Source organism: Pseudomonas sp. nanlin1, assembly GCF_045571515.1.
In the GTDB taxonomy this organism is placed as follows: domain Bacteria; phylum Pseudomonadota; class Gammaproteobacteria; order Pseudomonadales; family Pseudomonadaceae; genus Aquipseudomonas.
Window position 1 is genome coordinate 716,794 of sequence record NZ_CP124218.1, and the last position, 14,865, is coordinate 731,658.

The following is a 14,865-nucleotide window of genomic DNA, read 5'->3' on the forward strand; positions in this document are numbered from 1 at the left end:
TCATGCTCCTAGGAAACTTTGCCCACACACCCGCAGGGCTTGGCCATTGACCGCGCCGCTGCCCGGTTGCGCCAACCAGGCAACGGCCTCGGCGACGTCTTGCGGCTGGCCACCCTGGCCCAACGAACTCAGGCGACGCCCGGCTTCGCGTAGGGCAAAGGGCATCTTGGCCGTCATATGGGTCTCGATAAAACCTGGCGCTACCGCATTGATGCTGCCCCCGCGTTCGGCCAGGCGCGCGGCCCAGGCTTGCGCCAAACCCACCAGCCCGGCTTTGCTGGCTGCGTAGTTGGCCTGCCCGCGGTTACCTGCCAGGCCGCTGGTGGACGACAGCAGTATCACCCTGGCGGCGTCGCCCAGGGTGCCGCTCTCTAACAAGCGCTGGGTCAGTTGTTGCGGCGCTTGCAGGTTCACGGCCAGCACCGCATCCCAATATTCTGGGGTCATATTGGCCAGGGTTTTGTCGCGGGTGATACCCGCGTTGTGCACCACGATGTCCACGCCCTCGGGTAGGGCTTCGATCAAGCGTTGCGCGGCATCCGTGGCGCAGATATCCAAGCCCAGGGCGCGACCGCCCAGGCGCGCGGCCAGGGCGTGCAGATCGCCTTCGGCCTGCGGGACATCCACTAGCAGCAATTCGGCGCCATCACGGGCCAGAGTCTCGGCAATGGCTGCGCCGATGCCGCGGGCTGCACCCGTCACCAGCGCTTTACGTCCGGCCAGTGGCCGCGTCCAATCTTGAACCTGATCGCCACATGCCCCTAAGTGCAAGACTTGCCCCGATATAAACGCGCTTTTGGGTGACAAGAAAAAGCGCAGCGCACCTTCGAGCTGGTCCTCTGCGGCGGGGTCCACATACAGCAACTGGGCCGTGCCGCCGTTGCGTAATTCCTTGGCCAGGGAGCGGCTGAAACCTTCCAGAGCGCGCTGGGTGATATGCGCCTGCGGGTCGCTCAGGGTCTGCGGTGCGCGCCCCAGGATGACAATATGGGCACTGCGGGCCAGGCTTTTCATTAACGGCTGGAAAAACTCACGTAGCGCCTTCAGTTCAGCGGGGTCCGCCAGGCCGCTCGCATCGAAAACCAGCGCCTTCAGTTTAGGCCCCAGGCCCGCCGTCCAGGCTGGCAGTGGGCTTTCGCTTACGCCTTGAACGTAGACCTCGCTGGTGAGCTTGTTGGCAAACCCGGCTACGGTGGAGGCCAGCGCGCCGCCGCCCAACAACAGCGCGCCTTCGACCGGGCGCAGCCGGCCGGGCTGCCAGCGTTCCAGGCGTGCCGGGCTGGGTAGGCCCACCGCGCCGACCAGGCGGCGGCCAATGTCAGAGTTGACGAAGTCGATATATCGGTCGGACATGGAACGTGCTCCACGGCAAAGGGTTCAAAGAATGGACCCTGTTCAGTGCGTTGTCGTTCAGACCACTGACGCCAGTACCCCGCCAGGAGTGTTCCATGAATTCAGTGCGCCGCGTGGCTATCATCGGTGGCAACCGCATCCCTTTCGCCCGGGCCAACGGCCCGTACGCCCGCGCCAGTAACCAGGCCATGCTGACTGCAGCCATTGAAGGCTTGATCGAGCGCTTCAATTTGCATGGCCTGCGTTTGGGAGAGGTGGCGGCGGGGGCCGTGCTGAAGCATTCGCGAGACTTCAACCTGACCCGCGAATGTGTATTGGGCTCGCGGCTATCGCCGCAAACGCCGGCCTACGACGTGCAACAAGCCTGCGGTACGGGGCTGGAAACCGCGTTGTTGGTGGCCAATAAAATCGCCCTGGGGCAGATCGAGTGCGGCATCGCCGGCGGCGTCGACACCGCCTCCGATGCACCCATTGCCGTGAGCGAGGGTTTGCGCCAGGTGCTTTTAAAAGCCAACCGGGCCAAACGCCTGCCAGACAAATTAATCGCCCTGCTGAGCCTGCGCCCCCAGCACCTGGTGCCTGAGCTGCCGCGTAATGGTGAACCGCGTACGGGGCTTTCAATGGGCCAGCATTGCGAACGCATGGCGCAGGCTTGGCACATCCCCCGCCAAGCCCAGGATGAGCTGGCGCTGCTCAGTCACCAGCACCTCGCCGCCGCCTATGCCGAGGGCTGGCACGATGACCTGGTCACGCCTTTTCTCGGCCTGAGCCGTGATCACAACCTGCGTGCCGACCTGACCCTGGAGAAGCTAGCGGGCTTAAAGCCGGCGTTCGAGCGCAACGGGCAGGGCACGTTGACCGCGGGCAACTCGACGCCTCTGACCGACGGCGCCTCGGTGGTGCTGCTGGGTTCGGAGGACTGGGCTCGGGAGCGCGGGTTGCCGGTGTTGGCTTACCTGCGTGATGGCGAAAGTGCTGCTGTCGATTTTGTCGGTGGCCATGAGGGGCTGCTGATGGCCCCCGCCTACGCAGTACCGCGCTTGCTGGCGCGCAACGGCCTGACCCTGCAGGATTTTGACTATTACGAGATCCATGAAGCGTTTGCTGCGCAAGTACTATGCACCCTCAAAGCCTGGGAGGACCCGGACTATTGCCAGACCCGCCTGGGGTTGGCGGCGCCATTGGGGGCCATCGACCGCCAACGGCTGAACGTCAAAGGCAGTTCACTGGCCGCCGGCCATCCTTTTGCCGCGACCGGCGGGCGCATTCTGGCTAATCTGGCCAAGTTGCTCGCCCACGCTGAGCAAGGCCGTGGGCTGATTTCTATTTGCGCCGCAGGCGGTCAGGGCGTTACGGCGATTATCGAGCGCTGACCGGGGCGGCCGTTGGCGCCGGGGCCGGTGGGGCTTTTTGGCTGTGGGCGTAACTTTCAGCCATGATCGAGCATACGATCAGTTGCAGCGGGTGGTAGATCATGATCGGCAGCAGGATCAGACCCAGCCCCGGGTTGCTGCCGAAGATCAGGGCCGCCATGGGCGCGCCGGCTGCCAGCGATTTTTTGCTGGCGCAAAACACCGCGGCGACTTTGTCGGCATGGTCGAATTTGAGCAGCCGCGCGGTGCTGGAGGTGAACAGCAAGATGACCGCCAGTAGCACGGCACTGCCGATAAACGCGGTGATCAACACGCTGCTGCCCTGTTGCTGCCACAAGCCAGACACCATCGAGTTACAGAACGCGGAATACACCAGGAGCAGGATCACCCATTTGTCGATGAGGTTGGTGTAGCGTTTGTGCTTGGCGAAGAACTTGCCCAGCAGCGGCCGCAGCAGTTGGCCCAGCACCAGGGGCAGCAAGAGCATGAGGCAAAGATTGAGCAAGGTATCGCTGAGGTCGATCCCGCCAGTGCCACTGCCCATTTCCAGGCTGATCAGCCAGGGTGTGATAAAGATACCCAACACGCTGGACAAGCTGGCATTAAGGATCGCTGCCGGCACGTTGCCTTTGGCGCTGCCGGTCAGGGCCACTGAGGATGAGATGGTGGACGGCAGTGCGCACAGGTACAGGAAACCCAGCATCAGTAGGGCCGGCACTTGAGTGCCAAACAGGCGGTCGCAGCCCAGCCAGATCAGCGGAAAGAGTACGAAGGTGGTGCACTGCACCATAAGGTGCAGCTTCCAGTTTTTCAGCCCATTGCGGATCTGCTCGCTGGAAAGGTTCATGCCGTGCAGGAAGAACACCACGAACACGCCGACGTTGGTCACGGTGCTGGCGTGCATGGCCCCGCCGCTGGCGCCGAAGCGCGGGAACAGGTACGCGAGAACCACCGCCAGGCACATGCCAATGAGAAACCAGTCGGTAACGACGCGTTTGAGGTGTTTGAATACATGCATAGAGCGACCTGCCAACGAACCCAGTGATTGATGGGCAAGGTTATCTGAGGCACTCTCTTGCTGTCTTGCGATACAGGGCCAATCAATGTCGCCTAACGGACATAATCAGTTACCTCGCCAGATCCCCGTGCTCGAAGCGCTCCCCAGGCCGCTGTTCGCCCGAGCAGAGAGCTTATCGGCGGGCTCATGGACGCCTCGGCACCAGCACGACTGGGTGCAGTTCTCCTATGCCATCAGTGGAGTGCTGGGGGTACACACCGATGAAGGCAGCTTCTTCGCCCCGCCGCAATGGGGGGTATTGATCCCGGCCGGGCTGGAGCATGAAGTGGTCACCTCGATGCGCGCAGAAATGCGCAGCCTGTACGTGCGGCGCCAGGAGTGCCCCTGGGCCGGGCCGCGCTGCCGGGTACTGGAAGTCACGCCTTTGGCGCGGGAGCTGATCAAGCGGTTTTGCCAGTTCCCGGCCCAGTACCCCACTGGCCAAAGCCCGGAGGACCGCCTGGTACAGGTGTTGCTCGACCAATTGGGCAGCTTACCGGAGGTCGGCTTTTCCCTTCCTCTGCCCCGCCATGTCCGGCTATTGGAATTGTGCAATGAATTGATCGAACACCCCGAACTGCACGTGACGCTGCAGGCCTGGGCCCAGCGGCTGGGCACTTCCGAAAAGACCCTGATGCGCCTGTTTCAACGGGAGACGGGGCTAAGCTTTCGGGGTTGGCGGCAACGTCTGCGCTTGCTGTCGTCACTCAATGTGCTGGAAACCGGTAACAGTGTCACCGAAGCGGCGTTAGCTTCGGGTTACGATTCGACCTCGGCTTTTATCGCGGCCTTTAAAGCCTTGTTTGGCATTACCCCTGGCGAGTTGTTTAAATAGCGCCGGGCTGCTTTTTCAGAAAAAACAGCCGATATTGGCTAAGTGTTTGCATCCTTTGCAGTGCGAGGGTCGGCATCTGCGCGCTGCTGTGAGAGGATGCGCTTGCAACCACAGAACTTGGACCATTTCGCGTGTTCGGCCACAAAGGACCCAGAATAAAAGCTGATGAAGACTCCAAAACGCATTGAACCCCTGATCGAGGACGGTCTGGTGGACGAGGTGCTGCGCCCGCTGATGAGCGGGAAAGAGGCAGCTGTCTATGTGGTGCGCTGCGGCAAAGAGCTACGCTGCGCGAAGGTCTACAAGGAGGCCAATAAACGAAGTTTTCGCCAGGCGGCTGAGTATCAGGAAGGCCGCAAGGTGCGTAACAGCCGGCAGGCGCGGGCTATGGCCAAAGGGTCTAAATTTGGCCGCAAGGAAACCGAAGATGCCTGGCAAAACGCAGAAGTGGCGGCGCTGTTCCGCTTGGCCGGTGCTGGCGTCAGGGTGCCCAAACCCTACGACTTCCTCGAAGGCGTGTTGCTCATGGAAATGGTCTGTGACCAATACGGTGACGCTGCGCCCCGCTTGAACGATGTCGACCTGGAGCCCGATCAAGCCCGTGAATACCACGCGTTTCTGATCCAGCAGATCGTACTCATGTTGTGCACTGGCCTGGTGCATGGTGACTTGTCGGAATTCAATGTGCTCCTGGCGCCAGAAGGCCCGGTCATCATCGACCTGCCCCAGGCGGTCGACGCGGCTGGCAACAACCACGCCTTCAGCATGCTGGAGCGGGATGTGGGCAACATGGCCAGTTACTTCGGCAAGTTTGCTCCGGAGCTCAAGGCCACGCGTTACGCCAAGGAAATGTGGGCGTTGTACGAGGCGGGGAGTTTGCACCCGGCCAGTGTCCTCACGGGCGAGTTCGCCGATGAAGAGACTGAAGCTGATGTCGGCGGGGTGATCCGCGAAATCGAAGCGGCTCGGCTGGACGACGTCCGCCGTCGCGCCGCCCGTGAGGCGGATGAAAAACCTAGCGACAAAGGCGAAGAGCCGCCACCGCCCTGGTTGCAATAGTGCTCAATGGCAGCCTGAGCCCGCGGCCAGGTCCTTAAGGATCGGGCAGTCCGGGCGGTCGTCGCCCTGGCAGGTGGCGACCAAGTGCGTGAGCGTGTCACGCAACTCACTCAGCTCGGCAATACGCCGGCTGAGGTCGTCGATATGGCCGCGGGCTAAGGCTTTGACGTCCGCGCTGGCGCGGTGTCGGTCCTGCCATAGGGTCAGCAGGCGCGCGACTTCTTCCAAGGAAAACCCCAGGTCACGGGAGCGTTTGATGAACGCTAGCGTGTGCAGGTCGTCGGCCTGATACAGGCGGTAGCCGCTGTCACTGCGGTTCGCCGGTTTGAGCAGGCCGGTGCTTTCGTAATAGCGAATCATCTTCGCGCTTAGGCCGCTGTGGTGTGCTGCCTGGCCGATATTCATAGTGCCTCCACTTATTGCAGATTCCGTGGGCGCCAGCGGTTGAGCCACAGTGCGTTGCTCACGACGCTGACGCTGGACAAAGCCATGGCCGCGCCCGCGAACACCGGGCTGAGCCAGCCGAACGCGGCCAGGGGGATGCCGACCACATTGAAGATAAAAGCCCAGAACAGGTTTTGCCGAATTTTCGTACAGGTTTTGCGGCTGATGTGCAGCGCGGCAGGCACCAGCCGAGGGTCTGCGCGCATTAGGGTAATGCCCGCTGCCTGCATGGCTACATCGGTGCCGTTGCCCATGGCAATGCCCACATCGGCGCCAGCCAGCGCCGGCGCATCGTTGATGCCATCACCGACCATGGCCACGGTTTTTTTATCCTGCTGCAGTTGGGCGATAAGCTGAGCTTTATCGGCGGGTAACGCTTGCGCAGTGACATGGGTGATGCCCAGTGCATCGGCTACCCGGCGGGCGCTGCCGAGGTTATCCCCCGTGAGCAAGTAGCATTCGATGCCTTCGCGTTGCAGGGCAGCGACCGCTGCCGCTGCGCCGGTCTTGAGGGTGTCGGCAAACGCCAGCAGGCCCAGCACCGCCGGTTGAGTGCCCGCTTGCATTAGCCACGACACGGTATGCCCCTCTTCTTCCCAAGCGCGAGCCTGCGCGGCCAACGGGCCCGGGCTCAGGCCGGTCTCTTCGAGCAGGCGTTGATTACCCAGGCGCAGTGGGCTTTGGCCAACCGTGCCAACAATACCGCGCCCGCTCAGCACGCTGCTGTCGCTGACCGTGGGGAGCGTTAACTGGCGCGCGGCACATTCGATGAACAGGGCTTTAGCCAGCGCGTGCTCACTGCCCTGCTGCAGGGCGCCGGCGAGCATGAGCAGGCTATTGTCGTCGCCGTCCAGCGCGGCCATTTGGGCAACCCGGGGCGAGCCGTTGGTAAGGGTGCCGGTCTTATCGAACACAACGCAGTCGATACGCCTGGCTTGCTCCAGCGCTTCGGTGTCTCTGATCAGAATGCCATGACGCGCGGCCGCACCGGTACCCGCCATGATTGCCGCCGGTGTGGCCAGCCCAAGGGCGCAGGGGCAGGCGATGACCAGCACGGCCACCGCATGCAGGACAGCGGTCTGCAGGCTCGCCCCGGCCAGCCACCAGCCGAGTAAGGTCAAGCTGGCGAGAACCAGGACCACGGGGACGAACACCTGGCTAACGCGGTCGACCAGTCTTTGAATCGGCGCCTTGGCGCTTTGGGCGTCGTCCACCAGCCGGATGATCTGGGCCAACACGGTTTCGCCACCGACTGCGAGGGTCCTGATTACTAGCAGGCCGTCCACATTTATAGCTCCGCCGGTGACCCGGTCACCGGTGTGCTTGGGCACCGGCAGGCTCTCGCCAGTGATAAGGGATTCGTCTGCGTGGCTGGCGCCTTCGACCACTTCGCCGTCCACCGCAAAGCGCTCGCCGGGCTTGATCCGTATCAGGTCGCCGTGGCGCAGATCACTGACCGCCACACGCTGCTCGACACCCTCGACCACACGCCAGGCGTATTCCGGGCGCAAGGTTTCGAGGGCGCGTAGGGCGCTGGCGGTCTGCTGTTTGGCGCGGCTTTCCAGGTATTTACCCAAAAGCACCAAAGCGATCACCACGGCGCTGGCTTCCAGGAACAGGTGTGGCTCAATGCCAGGTTGCGCCGTGGCCCAGTTGTATAGGCTAAGGCCATAGCCGGCGCTGGTGCCCAGGGCGACCAGCAGGTCCATATTGCTGGCCCCTGCCCTTAACGCTTTCCAGGCCGCCTGGTAGAAACGCGCACCGAGAATGAATTGTACCGGCGTGGCTAAGACGAACTGCGCCCAGGCGGGCAGCATCCAGTGCAGGCCAAGGGGCTGTACAAGCATGGGTGCCACCAAGGGCAAGGCCAGGGCGAGTGCCAGGCAAACCGCCCAGCGCTCGTGGCGCAGTTGCCGGAAACGCTCGGCGTCGCGTTCGACCGGTTCGCACGGTAATGAGGCGGTATACCCGGCCTGGTTGACGGCGGCGATCAGGCGGGCGCTGTCGAGGGGCTCCACAAAGGACACATGGGCCCGCTCGCTGGCCAGATTGACGCTAACCTGCTGCACCTCCGTGATTTTCCCCAACGCGCGCTCCACGCGCCCGGCGCAACTGGCGCAGGTCATGCCGCTGATGCTCAGGTCGAGGGTTCGTGATGTGGGCATGCTGGGCCTCCGCTGGCGTTGTCGCCCTGGGTGGGCCTGACTGCCAGGATCAACCTTGCCACGAGGGCAAGGTCAAGCGCCAGTCATTGGTCGCCGTAGTTCAGCGCCGCCGGTGTGAGGAACAGGCCATTGGCGCCCGTCGCAATGCGGTACTTCTTGATATCGCCATTTTGCAGCTTCAGCAGCGTTCCGTTGGGCGCGCCCAGCCCTGGCTGACAACCCGGTGCCTGGCCGGGCAGGGTGTTCAGACGCACGGTGTACTGGCCCGCGGGCAAGTTGAAGGAGGCGCTGTCTTCCTGAAAAAGTCGACCGACCAGTTGGTCTTGGATCGATATGCCGATCTCACAGGGTGTCGCCACTTCCAGGCGTTCGCGGGAGATAACCAAGATGGCGTAGTCCTGCGCGCCTGCCGCGACGCTCCAGAGGGGGAGGGACGTGAGGCCCAGAAGGCCGATCAGGCTGAACACTGCCCTGCGCATGGTGAATCTCCTACGGACGAGTCGTCGATGATGCAGCTTGGCTGAGGTCCGTGCCGATTTCCAGCCCGGCCGATTATTGAGAAACTTGACCTTGACCCGATAGCGAGCTTCACAATCGGGCTGAACTCATATCATCAGAGGTGTCCCATGCAAGTATTCGCTGTGAAAGGCATGACCTGCGGCCATTGCGTCAAGGCGGTGACCGACGCTATCCAGGGCGCAGACGCTCAGGCCAAGGTCGATGTGGAATTGGCCACGAGTAAAGTCAGTGTCGACAGCCAGCTCACCGCCCAGGAACTGTCAGCGTTGATTCAGCGCGAAGGTTACTCGGTCAGCGCCAGCTAGCGGGTTACTTTTCTTCGGCGTCCTGGCCACGAACCGTTAAACTGTGCGGCTATTTTGAAACCGCAAATTGCAATGGACGCCCGATGAACCCCAGAAGCATCTTAATTCTTGGTGCGATCAGCGCCTTCGGCCCGTTGGCCATCGACTTTTACCTGCCAGGTTTCCCAGCCATGGCGCTGGCGTTCGGCACTGATGAGAAGCATATCCAGGCCACCCTGGCGGCCTATTTCCTCGGGCTTTCCATCGGCCAACTGCTGTATGGGCCGATTGCCGATCGTTTTGGCCGGCGTAAACCCCTGCTGTTTGGGGTTGCGCTGTTTACCCTGGGTTCCCTGGCTTGCGCCTTTGCACCCACGCTGGACCTGCTCATAGGGGCCCGTTTTATCCAAGCGTTGGGCGGCTGTGCCGGAATGGTGCTGGCGCGCGCCATCGTCAGCGACAAATGCGACGCGGTGGCGTCGGCCAAGGTGTTTTCGCAGTTGATGCTGGTCATGGGCCTAGCGCCCATCTTGGCGCCCATGCTGGGTGGCGTGTTGGTCAATACCTGGGGTTGGCAGTGGATTTTCATCCTGCTCAGCCTGTTCAGCGCCTCGGCCTTGGCGGCAATTGCGTTGGGGCTGCCTGAGAGCATGCCCGCCCATCAACCCCGTCAACCGCTGAGCGGAGCTCTAAAACAGTACGTGTCGCTGTTAAGCGACCGTGTGTTCGTCGGCCATGCGTTGACCGGCGGTATCGCCATGGCCGGGATGTTTGCCTATATCGCCGGCTCGCCCTTCGTTTTTATCAAGCTGTATGGGGTGCCGGCGGAGCATTACGGCTGGCTGTTTGGCAGCAACGCCGCGGGGTTCATTCTGGTGGCGCAGATCAATGCCCGGCTGCTGGCTAAATATGGACCCGCTTTTCTGTTGTCCCGTACCGTTTGGATCTACCTGGCCGGGGGCATCACACTCTTGGCCGTAAGTGCTCTACAAACGGCCCAACTGTGGCCGCTGATGGTCCCGCTGTTCGTCTGTATCGCCAGTTTGGGCTGCATCATCCCCAACGCATCGGCCTGTGCGATGAATGGGCAGGGCGCCCGCGCTGGCAGTGCTTCGGCCATGATGGGGAGTTTACAGTTCAGCGTGGCCGCCGGTGCGGCGTCGCTGGTGGGCGTGCTGCACGACGGCAGCGCCATGCCGATGGCGATGGTCATCAGCCTATGCGGGCTAGTCGCCGTCGGCCTGGCCGTGGCGACGCGCCGGATGCAGCGGTAACGTTTGAAAGATCGGGGGCGAGCCCACTCGCTACGCGGTTTAGCCGGCGAGGCGCTCCGGAAGTTGGTGGGGCGCGCGTAGTCGGGCTTGCAGGGTTCCGACGAATGCCTGGGCTTCGGCCTCACTGCGGAACGACACCACATGCTGGTCTAGGCGGACCTGCCATCTAATGCCTTTAGTATTTGCCAGTTCGGTAACCAGAATTTTCATTACTGAGCGTCCCATGGCTGTGTGAGTGTTTGAGTGTAGCCCGGTCTGATGACAAGTAAATCTCACACGATGTGCCGCCAGACTGACGGTCGCCCTCCTGATGAGGACAGCTTTTGCGGCTTTTCAGAGATATTTCTGTAGGCATTTATCCCTCTTACAGCTGGTTACATATCCAGCACCTGGCTAATCCCCCCGGTTCGCGGGATCTTCGCGGACGAACGGCAACGTTTCCCTCTTGAGCTGCGCGTTGCAGAGGTGCACTGGTCTGGCAAACCAGCGCGTCTCGCGTCCGATAGTCCAAGTTCGCCCAATTCCGTACAAATCCTTCCCTCTTATACTATTGGCGAGAAGCACCGAAACCGGTGCCGTTTGACCAGTGTGTCTACAGGGAGTGAACCGATGGAATACGCACCGAGTATCAGCCAGATTGCTACTTTGCTCGCCGATCCGAAGCGCAGTGCAATGATCTGGGCTTTGATTGATGGCACTGCCCGAGCAGCCGAAGAGCTGGCCATCCTTGCCGGGGTGACGCCATCTTCAGCCAGTGCGCACCTGGCGCGCATGTCGGCCGGTGGGCTGCTCAAACGCGAGGCCCGTGGCCGGCAGCGTTTCTTTCGCCTGGCGGCGCGCGAGGTGGGGATCGCAGTCGAGGCCTTGGCCAGTGTCACGGCCATCCATTCAGAACGTATCCGCGAGCAGAACAGCTCGTCATTGGCCCAACGTTGCGCGCCGCTGCGCAAAGTGCGTGAGTGCAGCGATCATCTGGGCGGCGAGGTGGCCGCCGATCTGCTCGAGCGGCTGTTGGCGCAAGAATGGCTGAGTCAAGTTGGCCAGCGTCTGGAGATCACTACCAAGGGCAATGCAGGCATGGCGCAGTTGGGTATCTACACCCAGGCACTGGCCAGCTATCAGCTGTCCAGTGCCTGTATCTGTTGTGGTATGGGCCACCAGCGGCCGCACCTGGGCGGGGCTCTGGGGGCCAGCCTTATGACCCTGTTCATGCAGTCGGGCTGGGTTCGTTTGAACGAGGAAACCCGAGTACTGCAGCTCACCGCACCCGGCGCCAGGGCGATTGCTAACCTGGGCGCGCCTTAGGCGTGGCGGCTAGGGCTTGCTCAACCGAGCATCCAAACTGTTTTGCGCCAGGCGTTTGGCTTGGTCCTGGGTCATGCCCAAGTGGGTGTAGAGTGCGTGATAGTTTTCGGTAACGTACCCGCCGAAATAGGCTGGGTCGTCGGAGTTCACCGTCACTTTCACCCCTCGCTCGAGCATGTCGAGAATGTTGTGCTGGCCCATATGTTCGAAAACACACAACTTGGTATTCGACAGAGGGCAAACCGTCAGGGGGATCTGCTCGTCGATAATGCGCTGCATCAACCGCTCATCCTCGATGGCCCGAACGCCATGGTCGATACGCTGGATTTTCAGCAGGTCGAGGGCTTCCCAGATGTACTCGGGGGGGCCTTCTTCGCCGGCATGGGCAACGGTAAGAAAGCCTTCACCACGGGCGCGATCGAAGACTCGCTGAAATTTGCTAGGCGGGTGGCCCATTTCCGAGCTGTCCAAACCGACGGCAACGAATGCGTCGCGGTACGGCAGGGCTTGGTCGAGGGTTTTGTTGGCTTCGTCTTCGCTGAGGTGGCGCAGGAAGCTTAGGATGAGCCCGCTGCCGATCCCCAGTTGCTCGCGGCCATCTTTGAGGGCCTGGCTGATGCCGTTGAGCACGGTTTCGAAGGCGATGCCCCGGTCGGTATGGGTTTGCGGGTCGAAAAAGGGTTCGGTGTGGATAACGTTCTGCGCCTTGCAACGCAACAGGTAGGCCCAGGTCAGGTCGTAGAAGTCCTGCTCGGTGCGCAGCACGTCCGCACCCTGGTAGTACAGGTCTAGAAACTCCTGCAGGTTGTTAAAGGCATAGGCACTGCGCAGGGTTTCGACGTCGTCCCAAGGCAGGGCGATGCGGTTGCGTTCTGCTAGGGCAAACAGCAACTCGGGCTCCAGTGAGCCCTCGAGGTGCATGTGCAGTTCTGCCTTGGGCAGTGCGTTGAGCCAGTCGTACATAATCGTTTCTCATCAGGTGCAATGGCGGCATTCTACAGGTCTTGAACCGCGGTGGCGGCGGAACCTGACCAGGTGGTTCATTTCGCCGCACCCTCTTCGCGCCGATAGGCATACGTATCGGCGAACCGCGAGAGCAAGAACGCCGCGCACGTGGTGGGCGGGTATTTGGCACCTTGGGCGTCGTCCTGGCAGCCGGGCAGGCATTCGATCGGGGTGTCGGGGTGTGGTTCGGCGAAGAACGGCATGGAGTAGCGGTCTACCCCCAGCGGGCTGATGACGCGGTGGGGGGTAGAGACATAGCGGTCATTGGTCCACCTAGCCATCATGTCGCCCAGGTTCACCACGAACGTGCCTTCCAGGGGTGGGGCATCGACCCACTCACCCTGTACGTTACGCACTTGCAGGCCGCCAGCGTTATCTTGGTGCAGCAGGGTCACGCAACCATAGTCGGTATGGGCGCCCGCGCCTTTTTGTTCGGCGCTGGTGGCGTGGTCGCGGGGCGGATAGTGAATCAGGCGCAGAACACTGACCGGTGCTTGGAAGCGCTTATCGAAAAAGTCTCGTTCGATGCCCAAGGCCAGCGCCATCGCCCGCAGTAGGGTTTGCGCCAGCGCTTGCATGTCTTGGTAGTGCTGCTCCATCAGGGCAGCCCAGCCAGGCAGGTCAGGGTGACGGTTGGGCCCGCGCAAGGATTTGCCGGCGAGTACCTCAGGGTGGTCGGCGGGCAAGTGCAGGCCCATGTCGAACGTTTCCTTAAGGTCGCTGGGCAGTGCGGGGTCTAGCTGTTCGGTGGCCACGGCGCCGTAGCCGCGGTGGTGAACCGTCTGGGTGATGTCGATCTTCAGTTTTTCAGCGACGGGCAAGGCGAAGAATGCCTTGGCGGCCTGGGATATTTGTTCCAGGCGCTGCGCGCTGATCGGGTGGCCTTTGATATAGAAAAAGCCCCACTCGCGGCAGGCCTGGTTGATCTGGTTGGCGACCTCGGCCCAGCCGGTTTCAGCGGTTTCGTAGAGCGGGGCAATGTCGATGATCGGAAGCTGGTTCATGGGTTCTCCGCAGTGGCAGTCGGGGCTATCTTCAATAGCCCCTGGAAGATCACTGAGGCAGTTTTGCCGTCATGCCTTCGATGTAGTAGTTCATGGAGGCCAGTTCGGCGTTGCTGGCGCTGGCACCCGCAGGAATCTTCACGGCCCCGGTTTGGTCTTTGATCGGCCCGGTGAACGGGTGAAACTCGCCGCTTTCGATACTGGCGATGAGTTTTTCGGCTTCAGCCTTGACGTCGGCGGGCACTAGGTCGCTGATCGGCAACTGCACCGTGCCTTCCTTCAAACCACCCCAGTAGTCTTGCGGTTTCCAGGACCCGGCGATCACGCTCTCGGTGGCCTGGATATAGTGCGGGCCCCAGTTGTTGACGATGGAGGTCAGTACCGCTTTGGGCCCGAAGTGCTGCATGTCGGACGCATAGCCTACGGCATAGACACCACGGCGTTCGGCGGCCTGGATCGGCGCTGGGCTGTCGGTGTGCTGGAACACGACATCCACGCCCTGATCGATCAGCGCGTTGGCGGCATCCGCCTCTTTGCCTGGATCGAACCAGGAATTGACCCACACCACTTTCATCTCGGTACCCGGGTTGTACTTATTCAGTGCCAATTGAATAGCGTTGATGTCACGGACTACTTCCGGGATCGGGAACGAGGCGACATAACCGACTTTCTTGGTTTTGGTCATCTTCGCTGCCAGGAAGCCCCCGACATAGCGGCCTTCATAGGTGCGCGCCAGGTAGGTGCCCACGTTCTTGTCTTGTTTGTAGCCGGTAGCGTGTTCGAAGATCACCTTGGGAAATTGCTTGGCGACTTTCACCGTGGGGTTCATGTAACCGAACGAGGTGGTGAAGATCAGGTCGTATTTGTCCTTGGCCATGTTGCGGATAACGCGCTCGGCGTCGGCACCTTCAGCCACGTTTTCAACATAGTTACTGGTGATCTTGTCGCCCATTTTTTCCATCAGCGCCTTGCGACCCTGCTCGTGCTGGTAGGTCCAGCCGTGGTCGCCAATCGGGCCGATGTAAACGAAGCCGACCTTCAACGGGTCGGCGGCACTGGCGCTCAAGGCCGAACCAAGCCCGACTACCGCCGCAAGGGCGCAGAGCAACGACGTGAGCGGGCGACGCGGGTACGAGTGAGACTGCATGCGGGGTAGCTCCTGTGGTTCTGGTTATAAGCGTGTTGGCA

15 protein-coding genes are annotated in these 14,865 nt (G+C 61.7%); 6 read left to right on the forward strand and 9 right to left on the reverse strand.

The window, feature by feature from the left end; translation table 11 throughout:
• Positions 1-1,353 carry a 3-oxoacyl-ACP reductase gene (locus QCL65_RS03375; protein WP_407314882.1) on the reverse strand — a complete coding sequence of 451 codons (1,353 nt, stop codon included), beginning with the start codon at positions 1,351-1,353 and terminating at the stop codon, positions 1-3.
• Between the two features lie 95 nt (positions 1,354-1,448).
• Between QCL65_RS03375 and QCL65_RS03380 the strand changes: the two genes are divergently transcribed.
• Positions 1,449-2,726 (forward strand): acetyl-CoA C-acetyltransferase, encoded by a 1,278-nt coding sequence (locus QCL65_RS03380; protein WP_407314884.1) that lies wholly within the window; start codon positions 1,449-1,451, stop codon positions 2,724-2,726.
• Here the strand turns inward: QCL65_RS03380 and QCL65_RS03385 are convergent.
• Positions 2,713-3,744: a bile acid:sodium symporter family protein gene (locus QCL65_RS03385; protein ID WP_407314886.1), complete on the reverse strand. Its 1,032-nt coding sequence runs from the start codon at positions 3,742-3,744 to the stop codon at positions 2,713-2,715. The genes QCL65_RS03380 and QCL65_RS03385 overlap by 14 nt on opposite strands.
• 85 nt (positions 3,745-3,829) lie before the next feature.
• Between QCL65_RS03385 and QCL65_RS03390 the strand changes: the two genes are divergently transcribed.
• Positions 3,830-4,618, forward strand: a complete 789-nt coding sequence (locus QCL65_RS03390) for an AraC family transcriptional regulator (RefSeq protein ID WP_407314888.1) — start codon at positions 3,830-3,832, stop codon at positions 4,616-4,618.
• 165 nt (positions 4,619-4,783) lie between these two features.
• Positions 4,784-5,677, forward strand: coding sequence for a PA4780 family RIO1-like protein kinase (locus tag QCL65_RS03395; protein ID WP_407314890.1), 894 nt, complete (start codon positions 4,784-4,786; stop codon positions 5,675-5,677).
• A gap of 3 nt (positions 5,678-5,680) precedes the next feature.
• Here the strand turns inward: QCL65_RS03395 and cueR are convergent, their stop codons facing one another.
• From cueR to QCL65_RS03410, 3 genes are all read right to left on the reverse strand, one after another.
• Complete coding sequence (cueR, locus tag QCL65_RS03400; protein WP_407314892.1) at positions 5,681-6,082, reverse strand: Cu(I)-responsive transcriptional regulator; 402 nt, start codon at positions 6,080-6,082, stop codon at positions 5,681-5,683.
• Between the two features lie 11 nt (positions 6,083-6,093).
• The gene (locus QCL65_RS03405; RefSeq protein WP_407314894.1) at positions 6,094-8,286 is read right to left on the reverse strand and encodes a heavy metal translocating P-type ATPase; all 2,193 of its coding nucleotides are present in this window, start codon (positions 8,284-8,286) and stop codon (positions 6,094-6,096) included.
• A gap of 83 nt (positions 8,287-8,369) precedes the next feature.
• A complete protein-coding gene (locus tag QCL65_RS03410) occupies positions 8,370-8,765 on the reverse strand; it encodes a hypothetical protein (protein WP_407314896.1) in 396 nt (131 codons plus the stop codon).
• Positions 8,766-8,912: 147 nt separating this feature from the next.
• On the opposite strand from QCL65_RS03410, the gene QCL65_RS03415 reads away from it, so the two are divergent.
• Together QCL65_RS03415 and QCL65_RS03420 are read left to right on the forward strand one after the other, a co-directional pair.
• A complete protein-coding gene (locus QCL65_RS03415; protein ID WP_407314898.1) occupies positions 8,913-9,110 on the forward strand; it encodes a heavy-metal-associated domain-containing protein in 198 nt (65 codons plus the stop codon).
• An 83-nt stretch (positions 9,111-9,193) separates the two neighbouring features.
• A complete protein-coding gene (locus QCL65_RS03420) occupies positions 9,194-10,363 on the forward strand; it encodes a multidrug effflux MFS transporter (RefSeq protein ID WP_407314900.1) in 1,170 nt (389 codons plus the stop codon).
• A gap of 39 nt (positions 10,364-10,402) precedes the next feature.
• Here the strand turns inward: QCL65_RS03420 and QCL65_RS03425 are convergent, their stop codons facing one another.
• The gene (locus QCL65_RS03425; RefSeq protein WP_407314902.1) at positions 10,403-10,573 is read right to left on the reverse strand and encodes a hypothetical protein; all 171 of its coding nucleotides are present in this window, start codon (positions 10,571-10,573) and stop codon (positions 10,403-10,405) included.
• A 399-nt stretch (positions 10,574-10,972) separates the two neighbouring features.
• On the opposite strand from QCL65_RS03425, the gene QCL65_RS03430 reads away from it, so the two are divergent.
• Positions 10,973-11,668 (forward strand): ArsR/SmtB family transcription factor, encoded by a 696-nt coding sequence (locus QCL65_RS03430; protein WP_407314904.1) that lies wholly within the window; start codon positions 10,973-10,975, stop codon positions 11,666-11,668.
• Between the two features lie 9 nt (positions 11,669-11,677).
• Here QCL65_RS03430 and QCL65_RS03435 read toward each other — a convergent pair whose 3' ends face one another.
• The 3 genes from QCL65_RS03435 to QCL65_RS03445 form a co-directional block, all read right to left on the reverse strand.
• The gene (locus QCL65_RS03435) at positions 11,678-12,631 is read right to left on the reverse strand and encodes an adenosine deaminase (RefSeq protein ID WP_407314906.1); all 954 of its coding nucleotides are present in this window, start codon (positions 12,629-12,631) and stop codon (positions 11,678-11,680) included.
• A 77-nt stretch (positions 12,632-12,708) separates the two neighbouring features.
• Positions 12,709-13,677, reverse strand: a complete 969-nt coding sequence (locus QCL65_RS03440; RefSeq protein ID WP_407314907.1) for a 2-oxoglutarate and iron-dependent oxygenase domain-containing protein — start codon at positions 13,675-13,677, stop codon at positions 12,709-12,711.
• A 49-nt stretch (positions 13,678-13,726) separates the two neighbouring features.
• Complete coding sequence (locus QCL65_RS03445) at positions 13,727-14,824, reverse strand: BMP family ABC transporter substrate-binding protein (protein ID WP_407314908.1); 1,098 nt, start codon at positions 14,822-14,824, stop codon at positions 13,727-13,729.
• Positions 14,825-14,865 lie beyond the last annotated feature (41 nt).